At 54.8% G+C, this 17,338-nt stretch carries 13 protein-coding genes; 3 read left to right on the top strand and 10 right to left on the bottom strand.

Going from position 1 to position 17,338, the window contains the following annotated elements; translation table 11 throughout:
* Positions 1-2: 2 nt before the first annotated feature.
* Positions 3-179 carry a hypothetical protein gene (locus KUE00_RS19665; protein WP_246761773.1) on the bottom strand — a complete coding sequence of 59 codons (177 nt, stop codon included), beginning with the start codon at positions 177-179 and terminating at the stop codon, positions 3-5.
* Positions 180-366: 187 nt separating this feature from the next.
* Here KUE00_RS19665 and KUE00_RS19660 point away from each other — a divergent pair, with 187 nt between their 5' ends.
* On the top strand, positions 367-2,076 hold the full coding sequence (locus tag KUE00_RS19660) for a metallophosphoesterase (protein WP_246761771.1): 1,710 nt from the start codon (positions 367-369) through the stop codon (positions 2,074-2,076).
* A 117-nt stretch (positions 2,077-2,193) separates the two neighbouring features.
* Here KUE00_RS19660 and eno read toward each other — a convergent pair whose 3' ends face one another.
* The 3 genes from eno to KUE00_RS19645 all read right to left on the bottom strand — a co-directional run bounded on the left by eno (position 2,194) and on the right by KUE00_RS19645 (position 6,183).
* Entirely contained in the window at positions 2,194-3,489 is a 1,296-nt protein-coding gene (eno, locus tag KUE00_RS19655) for a phosphopyruvate hydratase (protein ID WP_246761770.1), read from the bottom strand.
* A 204-nt stretch (positions 3,490-3,693) separates the two neighbouring features.
* Complete coding sequence (gene pyrG / locus KUE00_RS19650) at positions 3,694-5,331, bottom strand: glutamine hydrolyzing CTP synthase (protein WP_246761769.1); 1,638 nt, start codon at positions 5,329-5,331, stop codon at positions 3,694-3,696.
* Between the two features lie 195 nt (positions 5,332-5,526).
* Entirely contained in the window at positions 5,527-6,183 is a 657-nt protein-coding gene (locus KUE00_RS19645) for a TetR/AcrR family transcriptional regulator (protein WP_246761767.1), read from the bottom strand.
* Between the two features lie 126 nt (positions 6,184-6,309).
* On the opposite strand from KUE00_RS19645, the gene KUE00_RS19640 reads away from it, so the two are divergent.
* Entirely contained in the window at positions 6,310-6,969 is a 660-nt protein-coding gene (locus KUE00_RS19640; protein ID WP_246761765.1) for an O-methyltransferase, read from the top strand.
* 53 nt (positions 6,970-7,022) lie between these two features.
* On the opposite strand, the gene mazG is transcribed toward KUE00_RS19640, so the two are convergent.
* The 3 genes from mazG to rlmD all read right to left on the bottom strand — a co-directional run bounded on the left by mazG (position 7,023) and on the right by rlmD (position 11,568).
* Positions 7,023-7,805, bottom strand: a complete 783-nt coding sequence (gene mazG, locus KUE00_RS19635; protein ID WP_246761763.1) for a nucleoside triphosphate pyrophosphohydrolase — start codon at positions 7,803-7,805, stop codon at positions 7,023-7,025.
* A gap of 183 nt (positions 7,806-7,988) precedes the next feature.
* Entirely contained in the window at positions 7,989-10,217 is a 2,229-nt protein-coding gene (gene relA, locus KUE00_RS19630; protein ID WP_246761761.1) for a GTP diphosphokinase, read from the bottom strand.
* Between the two features lie 34 nt (positions 10,218-10,251).
* A complete protein-coding gene (rlmD, locus tag KUE00_RS19625) occupies positions 10,252-11,568 on the bottom strand; it encodes a 23S rRNA (uracil(1939)-C(5))-methyltransferase RlmD (protein WP_246761760.1) in 1,317 nt (438 codons plus the stop codon).
* 90 nt (positions 11,569-11,658) lie between these two features.
* Here rlmD and barA point away from each other — a divergent pair, with 90 nt between their 5' ends.
* The gene (gene barA / locus KUE00_RS19620) at positions 11,659-14,391 is read left to right on the top strand and encodes a two-component sensor histidine kinase BarA (protein ID WP_246761758.1); all 2,733 of its coding nucleotides are present in this window, start codon (positions 11,659-11,661) and stop codon (positions 14,389-14,391) included.
* A 54-nt stretch (positions 14,392-14,445) separates the two neighbouring features.
* Here the strand turns inward: barA and KUE00_RS19615 are convergent, their stop codons facing one another.
* From KUE00_RS19615 to garL, 3 genes are all read right to left on the bottom strand, one after another.
* Complete coding sequence (locus KUE00_RS19615) at positions 14,446-15,591, bottom strand: glycerate kinase (protein WP_246761756.1); 1,146 nt, start codon at positions 15,589-15,591, stop codon at positions 14,446-14,448.
* Positions 15,592-15,656: 65 nt separating this feature from the next.
* Complete coding sequence (garR, locus tag KUE00_RS19610; RefSeq protein WP_246761754.1) at positions 15,657-16,538, bottom strand: 2-hydroxy-3-oxopropionate reductase; 882 nt, start codon at positions 16,536-16,538, stop codon at positions 15,657-15,659.
* A gap of 21 nt (positions 16,539-16,559) precedes the next feature.
* Positions 16,560-17,330, bottom strand: a complete 771-nt coding sequence (gene garL, locus KUE00_RS19605) for a 2-dehydro-3-deoxyglucarate aldolase (protein ID WP_246761752.1) — start codon at positions 17,328-17,330, stop codon at positions 16,560-16,562.
* Positions 17,331-17,338 lie beyond the last annotated feature (8 nt).

The following is a 17,338-nucleotide window of genomic DNA, read 5'->3' as shown; positions in this document are numbered from 1 at the left end:
TCTCAACTGACTGTGAAAATAGGGGCGCAAAGTATGACAGATAGCGGCTTTTTAACCAACTCGCATTGTGCGGTCGGTGACAATTCTTCTCTTCCTTGCTGCTTGTGCCAGCCGCCTGCTTCCCTCTTAACAGCCAGATTAAGAGTCAATAAGCCAATAATAAAATCGGTAATTTCCATAAAAGCGTCAGTTAAGGCGATATAATTTTTAATAAATAATTATTATGGGAAAATATAAACGGTTATTCAGAACGCCAGACAGCTATATATAACTACAACTCTGGCTCTCCCCATAGCAACAACTTTATAACAACCACGGCCCTACAGTGCTTTAAAGATTTTAAATTTTTAACCAGGAAAAAGCCCTATGAAATTAAAAAATAAAAAATTACTATGCAGCTCTGTACTGTTGCTATCCGCCTCGCTACAGTTTGCCCACGCACAGATAACGACCAGCAATAGTATTTCCGCTTCTCTGATTGATAATTCTTCGATCTTTATACCAGGCGCAACCCAGCCCCAGCCCTCGAAAGGAGACTTTAATTTTATCGTTATGGCCGATCCGCAATCCTTTCGTCTGATGCACGGCGGCGACCCTAATAGCGAAAACGCAAATGGTGCAGAATGGAGAGCGATACATACCAACCTTATCAAGGCTATTAATACCATGAATGCCTCTTTTGGCATTATCAATGGCGATATGACCGAGTTTGGCAGGGCTAACTCCTGGAAAGCCTCACTAAAGATGTTTAATCAGCTAAAATTCCCTTACTATTTCGGCCTGGGCAATCATGACTACCAGAATAATGCACATGATTGTTGGGATGCGACCTATATGACTATCGACGGCTGCGCTATTCGTTCGGTAGACACCATGCTTAGCTATATCAATTTATATAAAAATAAGCTGGATAACTTTTCAGTAGACTGGAATGACAACAGAGGCAGCTTATCCTATTCCTGGGATTATAAAGGGGTGCACTTTGTGCAGCTGCACAACCATCCTAATTATCAGGTGAAATTGCGTAATACCTGGTCTCAGGTAAAGTATGACATTATGCCATCTCTGACCTGGCTCGCGGAAGATCTCAGGCTCGCGCGCCTGCGCGGCGTCGACAATATCATTTTAAATCTGCATGAATACAGGGATGATTTTACCAGCTCTGCAAACAGTTATGCTCGACGCCAGTTTAACGCCATTATGAACACCTATAAACCGCTGGCTGTTTTTGCCGGGCACAACCATCAACTTTTAAGAAACAGGCATTACAACGACAGTTTTTATGGGGACACTACCGTCTACCGTACAGGCGCGACGTTTGACGGGAAATTTCACGCCGCGACATATCATGCAGACGGCACTTTAACAGTAACCGAAATGAGCGGAAAAACAGGAAAGCCTGTTGCCCTGGCAAAATATCAGGAAGTAAAAGTCACGCCAAATCCGATTTGTAAACTTTCCGGGCAAAGCGGAAAAGCGGGTGACATTTATTCAACAACTTTTCTTCCTGCCACCCACCACTGGAACCTGCGGCAAATTTTAAGAAGCGGTAATAATGTCGATGTCAGTAAGTCAGGAACATCCTATATGCGGGCATGGAATGAAGGTAACCCTTATCAAATATGGAAGTTTGAAAAAGCTTACGGGGATAGCTGGCCGGAATTTAACTCCTGGTATACGTTAAAGCAGCTGGGCACGGGGAAAGTTCTGGACAGCAATGCAGCCGGTAAGGTTTACACCAATTACGCTACGCCAGGTAATGCTTATCAGCAATGGTGGCCAATTAAAACAGAGCGTGGTGAATTAATGCTTCTTAACCGCGCCACTAAACGCTTCCTGGATGGTAACGGCACCAGTCTGTATACAAATGCAGGTTATGAAGCGTTTAATCAGTACAAAGTCTGGCAGGTCAGCCACGGCTGGAATCGCAAAACACCTGATGAAATCCGCTATTTTAAAGCTAATCAAAACGGATCGTGGAAGCAGCCGTTTCCTTCAGGTACCCAGAGTAATACATGGTGGAGTTATGCAGGCAAGCATGACTTTCTGTCGCCTTCACCTTGTATAGGATGGTAATGCGCTAAAAGTAAAAAACCCCCATTACGGGGGTTTTAAACCGTGGCCAGCGTGCAGGCTCAGAAAGCCCCCGCTGGTCAGCGGTCTGCGAGCTTCCCTTGCGGGAAGCTCTTTTTATTACTGACCTTTAACTTCTTTCAGGCCATTGAACGGCGCGCGGCTGCCCAGTGACTCTTCGATACGGATCAGCTGGTTGTACTTGGCAACGCGGTCAGAACGGCTCATAGAACCTGTTTTGATCTGGCCTGCCGCCGTACCTACCGCCAGGTCGGCGATGGTCGCGTCTTCGGTTTCGCCTGAACGGTGAGAGATAACCGCCGTATAGCCAGCGTCTTTCGCCATTTTGATTGCAGCCAGGGTTTCAGTCAGAGAACCGATCTGGTTGAACTTGATCAGAATGGAGTTAGCGATGCCTTTATCGATACCTTCTTTCAGGATTTTGGTGTTGGTCACGAACAGGTCGTCGCCCACCAGCTGGATTTTGTCGCCCAGCACTTTGGTCTGGTAAGCAAAACCGCTCCAGTCGGACTCGTCCAGACCATCTTCGATAGAGACGATCGGGTACTGTTTGGTCAGATCTTCCAGGAAGTGGGTGAACTCTTCGGAAGTGAAGGCTTTGTTGCCTTCGCCAGCCAGCACATATTTGCCGTCTTTGTAGAATTCAGATGCCGCGCAGTCCATCGCCAGCGTGATGTCTTTGCCCAGCTCGTAGCCCGCCGCTTTTACCGCTTCCGCGATAACTGCCAGCGCTTCGGCGTTAGAACCCAGGTTTGGCGCGTAGCCGCCTTCGTCGCCTACAGCGGTGCTCATGCCTTTAGACTTCAGCACTTTCGCCAGGTTGTGGAAAACTTCAGAACCCATACGAACCGCTTCTTTCAGCGTTTTTGCGCCAACAGGCTGGATCATGAATTCCTGGATGTCGACGTTGTTGTCGGCGTGCTCACCACCGTTGATGATGTTCATCATTGGCAGCGGCATAGAGAATTTGCCTGGGGTACCGTTCAGTTCGGCGATGTGCTCGTACAGCGGCATGCCTTTAGCGGCAGCGGCAGCTTTAGCCGCAGCCAGAGAAACGGCCAGAATGGCGTTAGCGCCAAATTTGGATTTGTTTTCGGTGCCGTCAAGATCGATCATGATCTTGTCGATGTTTGCCTGGTCTTTGGCATCTTTGCCGGTTACCGCGTCCGCAATTGGGCCGTTAACAGCCGCAACCGCTTTGGTTACGCCTTTACCCAGGAAACGAGATTTGTCACCGTCACGCAGTTCCAGTGCTTCACGGGAACCGGTAGAAGCGCCTGATGGGGCTGCTGCCATACCGACAAAACCGCCTTCCAGATGCACTTCTGCTTCAACGGTCGGGTTGCCACGAGAGTCGATGATTTCGCGACCGATGACTTTAACGATTTTGGACATTAGTTTTTCCTCAGTACAAGTTAACTTAAAACTCAGACAAACAACGCGCGAAAATACTTCTTATCTTTCGAGCTGTAGCCGTGTTGGCTGCCTTCCTCACCCCGGTCACGTACTAAGGTAAGCTCCCGGGGATTCACTTGATGGCCGCCTTGCTTCAGCTCAGAGTCTGGCAAGTATAAATTCGCGCGCTGCCATGAAAACTACTTATTTCGCCAAACGCTTCTGATGCTCGCTGGCCGCTTTAACGAAGCCGGCAAACAGTGGATGGCCGTCACGCGGCGTTGAGGTGAATTCCGGATGGAACTGACAGGCCACAAACCACGGATGGTTCGGGATCTCAACGATTTCAACCAGCTGATCGTCGCCAGAACGACCGGCAACGCGTAATCCCGCCGCTTCGATCTGCTTTAACAGCATGTTGTTGACTTCGTAGCGGTGACGATGGCGCTCCACGATAGTATCAGAGCCGTACAGCTGGCGTACCAGGCTATCCGGCGTCAGCTGACACTGCTGGCTACCCAAGCGCATGGTGCCGCCCAGATCGCTCTTCTCTGTACGCACTTCAACATTGCCTTCTTCGTCGCGCCATTCGGTGATCAGCGCAACAACCGGGTATTTACAGTCTGGCACAAATTCCGTTGAATTCGCGTCCGTCATGCCGGCCACGTTGCGCGCGAACTCCATCAGCGCAACCTGCATACCCAGGCAGATGCCAAGGTAAGGAATGTTGTTTTCACGGGCGTAGCGAGCGGTCATCAGCTTGCCTTCCACGCCGCGATAGCCAAAGCCACCCGGGATCAGGATAGCATCCAGATCTTTCAGAATTTCGACGCCGCGGCTTTCAACATCCTGTGAATCGATCAGCTTGATGTTAACCGTTACGCGGTTTTTCAGGCCGCCGTGCTTCAGCGCTTCAATCACGGATTTATACGCATCCGGCAGCTCGACATATTTGCCGACCATACCGATGGTCACTTCGCCGCCCGGATTAGCTTCTTCGTAAATTACCTGTTCCCATTCGGCCAGGTTCGCTTCCGGCGCGTTCAGGTTGAAGCGCTTGCAGATATAGTCATCCAGGCCCTGCGATTTCAGCATGCCGGGAATTTTGTAGATTGAATCGACATCTTTCAGCGAGATAACCGCTTTTTCCGGCACGTTACAGAACAGCGCGATTTTCGCCCGCTCATTGGCAGGAACCGCGCGGTCGGAACGGCAGATCAGCACGTCCGGCTGGATACCGATGGAGAGCAGTTCTTTAACGGAGTGCTGCGTTGGCTTGGTTTTCACCTCACCTGCCGCCGCCATATAAGGCACCAGCGTCAGGTGCATATACATGGTGTGCTCACGGCCAACGTCAACCGCCATCTGGCGAATGGCTTCGAGGAACGGCAGCGATTCGATATCGCCGACGGTACCGCCAATTTCCACCAGCACCACATCATGGCCTTCGCCACCTTCGATGATGCGCTCTTTGATAGCGTTGGTGATGTGTGGGATCACCTGAATGGTCGCGCCCAGATAGTCGCCGCGACGCTCTTTGCGCAGCACTTCTGAGTAGATACGGCCAGTGGTGAAGTTGTTACGGCGGCTCATTTTGGTACGGATGAAGCGCTCATAGTGACCCAAATCCAGATCGGTTTCCGCGCCGTCATCGGTGACGAACACTTCGCCGTGCTGCGTTGGGCTCATAGTACCCGGATCCACGTTGATATACGGGTCCAGCTTCATGATGGTCACGTTAAGACCACGTGCTTCGAGAATGGCGGCCAGGGAGGCTGCGGCAATGCCTTTACCCAGAGAGGATACGACCCCGCCGGTCACAAAAATATAGTTCGTTGTCATGCTGAACCTGAGAAAGTAGGTTTAAAGACGATGGAATAACCAGGACGGGAAAACAGTATACGGGAATCCCCTGCAAGCCACAATTAATCGTTTCTGGATATCTGCCAGCCATCGTGTTGACCGCCCCGAGAGTACCCGATTCCGCGAGCGTGAAAATTGACTCGGATCACACTTTTGTTGAATCGAGTCAGCCAGTTATTCCTGAAGAGGAGGCTTTATCAGTGCCGAATACATCGCGATATGCAGACGCTTTTTAATCTCCTGCGTATTTTGTGCCCGTTCCGCAGCACCGTGTGGCCTGCGGCGTGGTAACAATGCGCCAAACACGATGTCCATCAGCATCCCTGCATAAAGTATTGAATTCTCAATAAAAACACGGCCAGCCTCGTGCTCTTTCGCCAGCCATTCCGCCAGCTTTTCGCGTGATTTCAGCACTTCATTTTCGTAAAGGTAGTCCGATAACGCGGGCATCAGTACCGATTCCCGAATAATTAAATTAAGAATAATTTCCCGCTGGCGCGCCTCTTCTTCGCCGTTATCCAGCCGGAAAATGCGATAAAGCGTCGCCATAACCGGCAAAGCTTCCTCCTGCGGCCTGGGGAGATCGAGGATCAGATGGCGATGCGCATGCACGACTGCCGCAAAAAGCTCGGTTTTATCACGGAAAACCTCATAGATAGCGCGTTTTGATACTTTGGCCCGGGCAGCGATGGCCGCCGTGGTCGCCGGAATAAAACCGACTTCGATAAAAATTTCACAGGCGGCCTGCAGGATACGTTGCTGACGCGCTTCTGGCGTAATGCTCACTGGCCTGCCCCGCTTCGCTACGGCTTTTTCTTCTGCGCTGTCCATTTTGCCCCCAAAGAAAATTGACAAATCGTTCTCGTTTACAATACTGGTACTTGAAAGTACCTTTATTGGGTTATGCTTAACAGCATAGCAGATTTACCCTTTTCATTAATTTTCAGGGAGAACAGCATGCCTGAACATCTTAACGCACCAGCCGTGGCTCAAAGTCCGATTACCGATCCGCGTATTTGCGCTGTTATCGATCGCCTTCAGGCCACGCGCGCCAGGCCGCCCGCAGGCTCGATGAACAAAGAGGCCGGTTTTAATGCGGAAGACTTTGCCGATTACGGTTTCTCTATTCATCCCGAGCAGGGCGATCTGATCTATCTACTGTGCCGGGGAATGAAAGCGACCCGCGTAGTGGATTTTGCCACTTCTGTCGGCATGTCCGCGCTCTATTTTGCTGCGGCGATGCGCGACAACGGCGGCGGCCAGGTTATTGGTTCTGAGCTGGTCGCGTCCAAAGCGGCGGTTGCGCAAAAGAATCTTACCGAGGCGGGGCTGGCGGAATTTGTTGATATCCGGGTTGGCGACGCCCGTGAAACGTTAAAAGACGCAGGCGGGCCGATAGACTTCGCCCTGATTGACGGCTGGCCGCTGGCGGAAGGCCCGACGCTGGCGCGGCAGGTTATTGAACTGATTGCGCCGCAGTTACGGGTTGGGGGTTATGTGCTGAACGATAATGCCGAGCCGGACTTCCTGGACTACATCCGCGACCCGCAAAACGGCTTTATCTCCGTCACGCTACCGATTAAGCGCGGTACGGAGCTGGCGTTGAAAATCCGCTAAGCGGCCGGTTCAGGATAGCGGCGGGTGACGTTAGCCGTTATCCTGGCGGTAAGCTACTCGCCGGCTTTAACCTGCTGCCAGGCCGCTTCCATCTGTTCCAGCGTGGCATCCGGCATCTGTAAGCCCTGCGACGCGATAATCTCTTCAACCTGACGGAAGCGGCGTTCAAACTTGTCATTGGCTTTTTGCAGCGCCGTTTCCGCCTTGCTGCCCAGATGACGCGACAGGTTGACGGTGGCAAACAGCAGATCGCCAATTTCCTCTTCCAGCTTTTGCTGGTCGATCACCGCCTGCTGCGCTTCATGCATCACTTCGTCGATTTCTTCATAGACCTTGTCCAGCACCGGCCCCAGCGTGTGCCAGTCAAAGCCGACGTTGCTGCAACGCTTCTGGATTTTATGCGCGCGCATCAGCGCGGGCAGCGCACGAGGAATATCGTCCAGCGCCGAATGCTGTGCTTTTTCCGCGCGCTCCTGAATTTTGATCTGCTCCCAGTTTGCCAGCACTTCCTGACTGTTGCTGACCTGCGCATCGCCAAAAATGTGGGGATGGCGACGCTCCAGCTTGTCGCAAATAGTCTGGCAAACGGCGTTAAAATCAAACCGCCCTTCTTCCTGTGCCATTTGCGCATAGAACACTACCTGAAACAGCAAATCACCCAGCTCGCCCTGAAGATCGTCAAAATCTTCGCGGCTGATGGCGTCCAGCACTTCGTAGGTTTCCTCAAGCGTGTAGGGTGCGATGCTGGCAAAGGTTTGTTCGCGATCCCACGGACAGCCTTTTTGCGGATCGCGCAGGGTTTTCATGATGCCCAGCAGGCGATCGAGTGAGGTCATAACAGCGTCCATATCAGTGTGGTGAAAATAATCGGATAACTTTACGACATGACCGAGAAAAATGCATGCCGACAATATGTAGGGTACTGGCGCAGGCAGTTTGCGTTCTGCCAGCGCGCCATCCCCGTATAGCTACTCAGGTATGGCGAGCACGGCCAGAACGCAAAGTAGCGCTCTGAAAGGTTAATGCAATCTCTTCGCGTCGATGATATCGGGGATCTGGTTTAGCCTTGCCAGCACGCGGCCAAGCACCTGCTGATTGTAGATTTCGATATCCATATCGATCGTCGCCAGCTGCTTTCTGGTGTCGCTCCTGCTGGCGACGCCCAGCACGTTAACCTTTTCATTGGCAAGGATGGTGGTGATATCGCGCAGCAGTCCGCTACGATCGTTGGCGGTAACGCGCACCACCAGCGAATAGCCGCTGGAATAACTTTCGCCCCAGACGGCATCGACAATACGTTCCGGCGCATGCGCAATCAGTTCGGTCAACTGGTCGCAGTCGGCACGATGGATAGAGATACCGCGTCCCTGCGTGATAAAACCGATGATATCGTCGCCGGGGATCGGCTGACAGCAGCGCGCAATGTGGTGCATCAGATTGCCAACGCCTTCGACCACCACGCGGCCGCTCTCTTTGCTGCGCGGCGCGGAAGATTTTTGCTTCAGCTGGCGCAGCGCTTCCAGATCTTCCTCTTCCGCGCTTGGTTTATGCAGCTTCGACTGCAGGAAGTTGCTCATCTGGTTCAGCCGGATATCACCGCCGCCGATAGCCGCCAGCAGCTCATCCAGCGAATTGACGTTATAGCGCGGCAGCAGCAGCTTTTCGGCCTCTTTCAGGCTAATGTCCAGGTGATCCAGCTCGTTATCGAGGATCTGCTTGCCGGCAGCGATATTCTTGTCGCGATCCTGCTTGCGGAACCAGGCGTGGATCTTCGAGCGGCCACGGCTGGTGGTGACATAGCCAAGGTTTGGGTTCAGCCAGTCGCGGCTGGGGTTCGGCTGCTTTTGGGTGATGATGTCAATCTGATCGCCCATCTGCAGCTGATAGGTGAAGGGCACAATGCGGCCGCCGATTTTAGCGCCGATGCAGCGGTGGCCGATATCGCTGTGAATATGGTAGGCAAAATCCAGCGGCGTGGAACCCGCAGGCAAATCCACTACGTCCCCTTTTGGGGTAAAGACATAGACGCGATCGTCAAAGACCTGGCTGCGTACCTCATCCAGCATTTCGCCAGAGTCCGCCATCTCTTCCTGCCACGCGATCAGCTTACGCAGCCACGCGATGCGTTCTTCATGGCCCGATGCGCCGCGCGCGCTGCCGGTGTTGCCGCCCTCTTTATATTTCCAGTGCGCGGCCACGCCCAGCTCGGCATCTTCATGCATCTGGCGGGTACGGATCTGGATCTCGACGGTTTTGCCTTGCGGCCCCAGCACCACGGTATGAATCGACTGATAGCCGTTAGGCTTGGGGTTAGCGACATAGTCGTCAAACTCGCTGGGCAGATGGCGGTAAAGCGTGTGCACGATACCTAACGCACCGTAGCAGTCCTGCAGGCGCTCGGCGACGATACGCACGGCCCTGACGTCAAATAGCTCGTCAAACGCCAGCGCCTTTTTCTGCATTTTGCGCCAGATGCTGTAGATGTGTTTCGGGCGGCCGTAGACCTCTGCCTTGACGCCTTCCTTAACGATTTCCGTGCGCAGCGACTGCACAAAAGTATCGATATACTGCTCGCGATCGATACGGCGTTCATGCAGCAGTTTGGCAATGCGCTTGTACTCATCAGGATGCAGATAGCGGAAGCAGAAATCTTCCAGCTCCCATTTAAGCTGGCCGATGCCCAGGCGGTTCGCCAGCGGCGCATAGATGTTGGTACACTCTTTGGCGGCCAGCACGCGCTCGTCTTCCGGCGCGTCCTTCACCTCCCTGAGATGCGCGATACGCTCGGCCAGCTTGATGACCACGCAGCGGAAATCTTCCACCATCGCCAGCAGCATGCGCCTGACGTTATCGACCTGTTCCGACGCCATTGAGTCATTATGGGTCGCCTTCAGCTGGCGGATGGCGTCCATATCGCGCACGCCGTGCACCAGCGAAACGATAGCTTTGCCAAATTTTTCTTCCAGCACCGCTTCGGATACGACGTTAGCGTCGGCCAGCGGGAAAATCAGCGCGGCGCGCAGACTTTCGTTATCCATACTGAGCATGGAGAGGATTTCCACCATCTCCACGCCGCGCCAGAGCAACAGCGCGGCGTCAGGATGATGGCGAGTAGCCTCTTCGCAATAGCGCCAGGTCTCGGCTAGTCGTTCACATGACTGCGGATTAGCGATCCCCAAACTGGTGATCCACTGGTCGAGCGCAAACTCGCCAGCCGTATTCAAATGTGCACTTCTTACCGCAACCATATCCTCTCCAGGCTTCACTCTCCCTTACGGGAAGCTATTGTCGGCTAAATAACACCATCGATTCTACGTGCCCGGTATGTGGAAACATATCAAGCAGGGTAATCTTTTCCGCACGGTAACCGGCGGCCAGCAGGAGCTGGCTGTCACGGGCAAGTGTAGTCGGATTACAGGAAACATAGACCACGCTTTCCGGCGCAAGTTTAACAATGTGAGGGATGACCTCCGCTGCGCCAGCGCGGGCCGGATCCAGTAAAACCTTGTTAAATCCCTGCGCTGCCCACGGCTGCCCCGCCACGTCTTCTGCCAGGTTGTGCTGCCAGAATGCGATGTTATTCAGATTATTCAGAGACGCATTATACGCGCCCTTTGCCACTAATGCTGCAACCCCCTCCACACCGGTGACATTTTCCACCTTTTTTCCTGAAGGAAGCGTAAAGTTTCCCATCCCGCAAAAGAGATCCAGCAGCCTGTCCTGCGGCTGTAAATCCAGCCACTCCAGCGCCAGCGCCACCATTTGCAGATTCAGCTCGCCGTTGACCTGGATAAAGTCGCGCGGGCTAAACGTCAGGGTTAAATCATCAATTTTATAAAACGGCATTTCGCCGTTAACCTGCTCCAGCGTCTCGCTGTCCGGTGCCAGAAACAGCGCGACCCGATGGCTATGCGAAAACTGTTCCAGTTTGTTTTTATCCGCCGCGCTTAGCGGATCAAGATGACGCAAAACCAGCAGCGGGCCATTATCGGCAAGTACCAGTTCCACATGTCCTAAACGCCGCACGGCCTGTAAGCTGTTTAGCAAATGGTGCAGCGGCGGCAGCAGTGCATCAAGTTCGGGCCTCAAAACGGGGCATTGCGTAATAGCGACCAGCTCGCTGGAGTTAGCCTGGCGGAATCCCATCTGCAACGTCTGGCTGCGCAGATGATAGTTAAGGCCAAGACGAGCGCGACGCCGATAGCCGTAAGCGCTGCCCGCGATGACCGAATCGACCTCTGCCGTGATACCGGCCTGCTGGCTAAGCAGACGCGAAAGCGCTTTAGCCTTGCTGCGCTGCTGGAGCGCGGGCGAAGCGTGCTGCTGCTGGCAGCCGCCGCAGCGGCCAAAGTAAGGGCAGACAGGCGTCACTCTTTCCGGGCTGGCGTTGATAATCCGTTTTGCTTTCGCGCGCGCCCAGCTGCGTTTCTCTTCGACGATTTCCACTTCGGCCTGCTCGCCGGGCAACGCGCCGCTGATAAACAGCGCTTTGCCGTTATGATGAGCGACGCCCTGGCCTGCGCCATCCAGGTCAGTAACTGTCACGGTCATGATCTGGCGGGTCGTCACGCGCCGTTTTGCAGAGTAGAATTGCGCCATTATTTGTCTCGAAAGTGGTTAAACCCGCGTAGCCTACACCAGCGATCGGATTAATTCGACTGATGCCGCGCGGCGCGGTACAGGATAATTATGACCAAATACAGCCTGCGGGCACGAATGATGATCTTGATTCTGGCGCCCACGCTGATGATCGGGCTGCTGTTAAGCACCTTTTTTATCGTGCATCGCTACAATGAGCTACAGCGCCAGCTGGTCGACGCGGGCGTCAATATCATCGAGCCGCTGGCCGTCGCCAGCGAATATGGCATGACCTTTCGCCACAAAGAGTCCGTGCGCCAGCTGGTTAGCCTGCTGCATCGTCGCCATTCCGATATCGTTCGGGCTATCACCGTTTTTGACACGCAGAACGAGCTGTTCGTCACCTCTAACTATCACGCCAACGTCGACAGACTGCGCACCGCCCAGAAAGCGAAACTGCCCGCCACCTTTAGCTATGAGCGCCAGGGCAATCTGGTGATCCTGCGCACGCCAATCTTGTCTGAAAGCTCCTGGCCGGATGAATCGTCCGATGAAGATGCCAGGCCAGAAGGCAATCCGCTCGGCTATGTGGCCATCGAACTGGATCTACAGTCGGTCAGGTTGCAGCAATATAAAGAAATTTTTGTTTCCACGCTGCTGCTGCTGCTCTGCCTCTGTCTCGCCATGCTGTTCGCCTACCGCTTAATGCGCGATGTGACCGGCCCGATTCGGGACATGGTGAATACCGTTGACCGCATCCGTCGCGGCCAGCTCGACAGTCGGGTCACGGGCCACATGCTGGGCGAGCTGGATATGCTGAAAAACGGCATCAATTCGATGGCGATGTCGCTGACCGCCTACCACGAAGAGATGCAGCAAAACATTGACCAGGCGACGTCCGATCTGCGCGAAACGCTGGAGCAGATGGAGATCCAGAACGTTGAACTGGATCTGGCGCGCAAACGCGCTCAGGAAGCGGCCAGGATCAAGTCAGAGTTTCTGGCTAACATGTCCCACGAGCTGCGCACGCCGCTGAACGGCGTTATCGGCTTTACCCGTCAGACGCTGAAAACGCCGCTGAATATTACCCAGCGCGACTACCTGCATACTATTGAACGCTCGGCGAATAACCTGCTGAGTATCATCAATGACGTGCTGGATTTTTCCAAGCTGGAAGCGGGCAGGCTGGTGCTGGAGACCATTCCCTTTCCGCTACGCGCGACGCTGGATGAAGTGGTGGTCTTGCTGGCACAGTCTGCCCATGAAAAAGGGCTGGAGCTGACGTTAAGTATCCAGCACGACGTGCCGGATAACACCATAGGCGACCCGATGCGGCTACAGCAAATTGTGGTCAACCTGCTGGGTAACGCGATTAAATTTACCGAGCGCGGCCATATTGATATTCGCATCGAAAAGCGCTCGCTGAGCAACAACCGTGTCGATCTTGAAGTACAGATCCATGATACCGGCATCGGTATTTCTGAAAAACAGCAGTCGCAGCTTTTCCAGGCTTTTCGTCAGGCCGACGCCAGCATTTCCCGCCGCCACGGCGGCACCGGGCTTGGGCTGGTGATCACCCGCAAGCTGGTTAATGAAATGGGCGGCGAAATCTCTTTTCACAGCCGCCTGAATCAGGGTTCTACCTTCTGGTTTCATATCAACCTGGCGCTAAATCCTAACGCGATTCAGGACCTGCGCGCCGTTGAGTGTTTACGCGGCAAAAAGCTGGCTTATATTGAAGCCAACCTGGCGGCGGCTCAGGCCACGCTCGATCTGCTGGCGGCCACCGCCATGACCGTGACCTATGCCGCCACGCTGCCGGAGCTGCCGGACGAGCATTTCGATACGCTGCTGATTGGCCTGCCGGTGACCCGCGAGGCGAACCGTCAGCTTCCCTGGCAGGCGCTGTCCGTACTTAAGCGTGCCGACTCCGTCATTATGGCGCTGCCGTGCCAGCTGCAGACCTATGCGGAAGAGCTGAAAACGCGCGGCGTTAGCGCCTGTCTGACCAAGCCCATCTCGCTGGCGCGGCTGCTGCCCGTGCTGCTTGAACAGCATGCGCGCGGCGTGGAATATGTCCCTGGCAGGCAGAAACTGCCGCTGACGGTGATGGCCGTGGATGATAACCCGGCGAACCTGAAGCTGATCGGCGCTTTGCTGGATGAGCAGGTAGAGCGCGTTATTTTGTGTGACAGCGCCGTAACGGCTATCCAGCAGGCGAAGACGCAGCCGCTTGATGTCATTCTGATGGATATTCAGATGCCGGAAATTGATGGTATCCGCGCCAGCGAGCTGATTCGAGAGCTACCGGCGCACGCTTCAACGCCCGTCGTCGCCGTTACCGCTCATGCGCTGGATGGCGAACGGCAGCACATGATCAGCGCCGGTATGAACGACTATCTGGCTAAGCCCATAGATGAAGCGAAACTGGCGCAGCTGCTGGCACGCTATGCGCCGCACCCTGCTCCGCTGCCCGCAGTAAAGACGCTGTCGGTATCGCTGGACTGGGATCTGGCGCTGCGCCAGGCGGCGAATAAGCCCGATCTGGCGCGTGATTTGCTGCAAATGCTGGTGGATTTTTTGCCGGACGTGCAGCAGCAGGTAGAACGCTATATGGCCGAAAATAACGTTAAGGCCCTGCGCGATATCATTCACAAGCTTCACGGCAGCGCCAGCTACAGCGGCGTGCCCAGAATGAAGCAGCTGTGCCAGCAGCTGGAGCAAAGCTTGCGTAAGGGCCAGACGCCGGGTGATATCGAACCAGAGCTGTTTGAGCTGCTCGATGAAATGCAAAACGTGGCGCGGCTGGCACAGGAAAAGCTGTCGGCTACGGAAAACCTGTAGCTTCCTTGTCCGCTGCCGATCGTCATCCGCAAGCAGGCGAAAACCAGCGGGCTTTTATTTTACAAAGCCCTGCCCAATCGCCAGCGTGGCGGCGATATTGCGTGCGGTCATACGCACGTTGTCTGCCGCGCTGGCCAGTGCGTCATCAAGCGTACACACGCTGTAAATCACGCTGAAGACGGCATCCAGCCCGTGCTGATGCACCACCGCCACATCTTTGGTCAGGCTGCCGGCAATGCCGATAACCGGCTTGTTGTAGCGTTTTGCTACTTTTGCCACGCCAATCGGCACTTTGCCGTGGATCGTCTGGCTATCGATGCGTCCTTCGCCGGTGATCACCAGCGTGGCGTCTTTGACCAGTTCGTCCAGCCCCAGCGCTTCCGTAACGATTTCGATGCCGCGCCGCAGCTCTGCCTGGCAAAAAGCGTGCAGTGCCGCACCCATCCCGCCTGCCGCACCGCCGCCGGGAATGGTCAATACATCGATATCCAGATCGCGTCTGATGATTTCCGCATAGTGCGCCAGCGCGCGATCCAGCTGGTTAACTAACTCTGGCGTGGCACCCTTTTGCGGGCCGAACACGGCGGATGCGCCTTGTTCCCCCAACAGCGGATTGGTCACGTCGCAGGCCACTTCAAAACGGCAGTTTTTAAGACGGGGATCGAGCTCGCCGAGTTCAATCTTGCTCAGTTCCGCCAGCTTCTCGCCGCCAAAACCGATCTGTCTGCCCTCTTTGTCCAGCAGCTTTGCGCCCAGCGCCTGAACCATCCCCGCACCGCCGTCGTTAGTCGCGCTGCCGCCGATGCCGATAATAAAATGCTCGACGCCTTTATCCAGCGCGCTGCGAATAAGCTCGCCGGTACCGTAAGAGGTGGTAATCAGCGGGTTACGCTGTGCAACGGGAACCAGCTCCAGACCGCTGGCCGCCGCCATTTCGATATAGGCGCAGCTGTCGTCACCGGAAAGGCCATAAAACGCCTCAACCTCTTTGCCCAGCGGGCCTGTGACGTTCAGGCGTACCATTTTACCTTTTGTCGCGGCGACCATCGCCTCGACGGTGCCTTCTCCGCCGTCGGCAACGGGCAGCCGGACATATTCAGCCTCCGGAAAAATTTCGCTGAATCCCTGCTCGATTTGCATAGCAACCTGCTGAGCCGACAGGCTTTCTTTATATGAATCCGGTGCGATTACTATTTTCATACGTTAGTCCGTGCGCGATTCCAGAGATTCAGGTTCCGGCTTAAAGAGCCAGCCGGACCTCGGCACTATTTGATTTCTACTTTCGCCAGCTTCTCATAATAACAGGCCAGCGCGCTGTGATCGGCCGTGCCCAGGCCGTCAGCCCGCAGCGCCTGCATCATCTCCATCACCGTGGCAGTCAGCGGTAGCTGGGCGCCTACGTCGTGAGAAGTATCCAGCGCGTTAGCCAGATCTTTGATATGCAGGTCGATGCGGAAGCCGGGCTTGAAGTTACGACCGAGCACCATCGGCGCTTTAGCATCCAGCACCGTGCTGCCGGCAAGGCCACCGCGAATGGCCTGGAAGACCAGTTCAGGATCGACACCGGCCTTGGTTGCCAGCGTCAGCGCTTCCGACATGGCGGCGATATTCAGCGCCACAATCACCTGATTTGCCAGCTTGGTCACGTTGCCGGCACCGATATCACCAGTATGTACCACGGAGCCCGCCATCGCCTTCATGATGTCGTAGCATTGATCAAACAGCTCTTTATCGCCGCCGACCATGACAGAGAGCGTGCCGTCGATAGCTTTAGGCTCGCCACCGCTCACTGGCGCATCCAGCAGCGCCACGCCTTTCTTCGCCAGCGCCTCGTGGATTTCACGGCTTGCCAGCGGCGCGATGGAGCTCATATCAATCACGATGGTGCCCGCTTTGGCGCCTTCAATCACGCCGCCTTCGCCCAGCAGCGCTTCTTTCACGTGCGGCGAATTAGGCAGCATGGTAATGATTACATCGCTCTGCTCCGCTATCGCTTTGGCTGAATCCGCTGAGGTGGCACCCAGGGCAACCACTTCCGCCACGTTTTCAGCATTGTGATCGCGCACCACCAGCGTGTAGCCAGCCTTGATAAGATTTTTGCTCATGGGCTTGCCCATGATACCCAGACCTATAAATCCGATTTTCATCTTTGTCTCCTGAACAGTGGGTTATTTTTTAAAGCGATCGCACAGCGCCTGCGTGGCGCCGCGGAAGACGCCCAGATCGCTGCCTACCGCAACAAAACCCGCGCCCCATTCCAGATAGCGGCGGGCATCGGCTTCTACCGGGGCCAGAATGCCGCTCGGCTTACCGGCCGCTTTCGCGCGTTCAAAGATATATTTAATGACCTTTAGCACTTCCGGATGCGCTGGCTGCCCCAGATAGCCCAGCGCGGCAGAGAGGTCGCCAGGCCCGACAAAAATACCGTCCACGCCTTCAACGGCAGCGATAGCGTCAATATTATCCACCCCCTGCTGCGTCTCGATTTGTACCAGCACGGTGATGTTGTCGTTGATGATGTTGTTGTACTGCGGCACGGTGCCGTACATGTTACTGCGGTGCGAAACCGACACGCCGCGAATGCCCATCGGCGGATAGCGAGTCGACGCTACCGCGCGTACCGCTTCCTCTTCCGTTTCCACAAACGGGATCAGAAAATTGGAAAAACCGATATCGAGCAGACGTTTGATAATCACCGGCTCGTTGGTCGGCGGACGCACCACCGGCGCGCTAACGCTGCCCTTCAGCGCCATCAGCTGCGGGATAAAAGTGGTGATGTCGTTGGGCGCATGCTCGCCGTCCAGCACCAGCCAGTCAAAGCCCGCCAGCCCAAGCACTTCCGTCGTCAACGGGTTCGCCAGCGCACACCAGCTGCCGATTAAGGTTTCGCCTGCCAGCAGGCGCTGGCGGAAGCTGTTGGGAGTATTTACATAGCTCATCGGTTTCT

The sequence above is a fragment of the Erwinia phyllosphaerae genome (genome assembly GCF_019132875.1).
Classification (GTDB): domain Bacteria; phylum Pseudomonadota; class Gammaproteobacteria; order Enterobacterales; family Enterobacteriaceae; genus Erwinia; species Erwinia phyllosphaerae.
The sequence above is the reverse complement of the archived record's forward strand: the minus strand, read 5'-3'. Positions and strand labels throughout refer to the sequence as shown.

Bases quoted from the DNA above. Each gene is read 5' to 3' on its own strand.
- relA (WP_246761761.1), bottom strand. From the start codon at position 10,217: ATGGTTGCGGTAAGAAGTGCACATTTGAATACGGCTGGCGAGTTTGCG.
- KUE00_RS19645 (WP_246761767.1), bottom strand. From the start codon at position 6,183: ATGGACAGCGCAGAAGAAAAAGCCGTAGCGAAGCGGGGCAGGCCAGTG.
- mazG (WP_246761763.1), bottom strand. From the start codon at position 7,805: ATGACCTCACTCGATCGCCTGCTGGGCATCATGAAAACCCTGCGCGAT.
- KUE00_RS19665 (WP_246761773.1), bottom strand. From the start codon at position 179: ATGGAAATTACCGATTTTATTATTGGCTTATTGACTCTTAATCTGGCT.
- eno (WP_246761770.1), bottom strand. From the start codon at position 3,489: ATGTCCAAAATCGTTAAAGTCATCGGTCGCGAAATCATCGACTCTCGT.
- KUE00_RS19660 (WP_246761771.1), top strand. From the start codon at position 367: ATGAAATTAAAAAATAAAAAATTACTATGCAGCTCTGTACTGTTGCTA.
- pyrG (WP_246761769.1), bottom strand. From the start codon at position 5,331: ATGACAACGAACTATATTTTTGTGACCGGCGGGGTCGTATCCTCTCTG.
- KUE00_RS19615 (WP_246761756.1), bottom strand. From the start codon at position 15,591: ATGAAAATAGTAATCGCACCGGATTCATATAAAGAAAGCCTGTCGGCT.
- KUE00_RS19640 (WP_246761765.1), top strand. From the start codon at position 6,310: ATGCCTGAACATCTTAACGCACCAGCCGTGGCTCAAAGTCCGATTACC.
- garL (WP_246761752.1), bottom strand. From the start codon at position 17,330: ATGAGCTATGTAAATACTCCCAACAGCTTCCGCCAGCGCCTGCTGGCA.
- garR (WP_246761754.1), bottom strand. From the start codon at position 16,538: ATGAAAATCGGATTTATAGGTCTGGGTATCATGGGCAAGCCCATGAGC.
- barA (WP_246761758.1), top strand. From the start codon at position 11,659: ATGACCAAATACAGCCTGCGGGCACGAATGATGATCTTGATTCTGGCG.
- rlmD (WP_246761760.1), bottom strand. From the start codon at position 11,568: ATGGCGCAATTCTACTCTGCAAAACGGCGCGTGACGACCCGCCAGATC.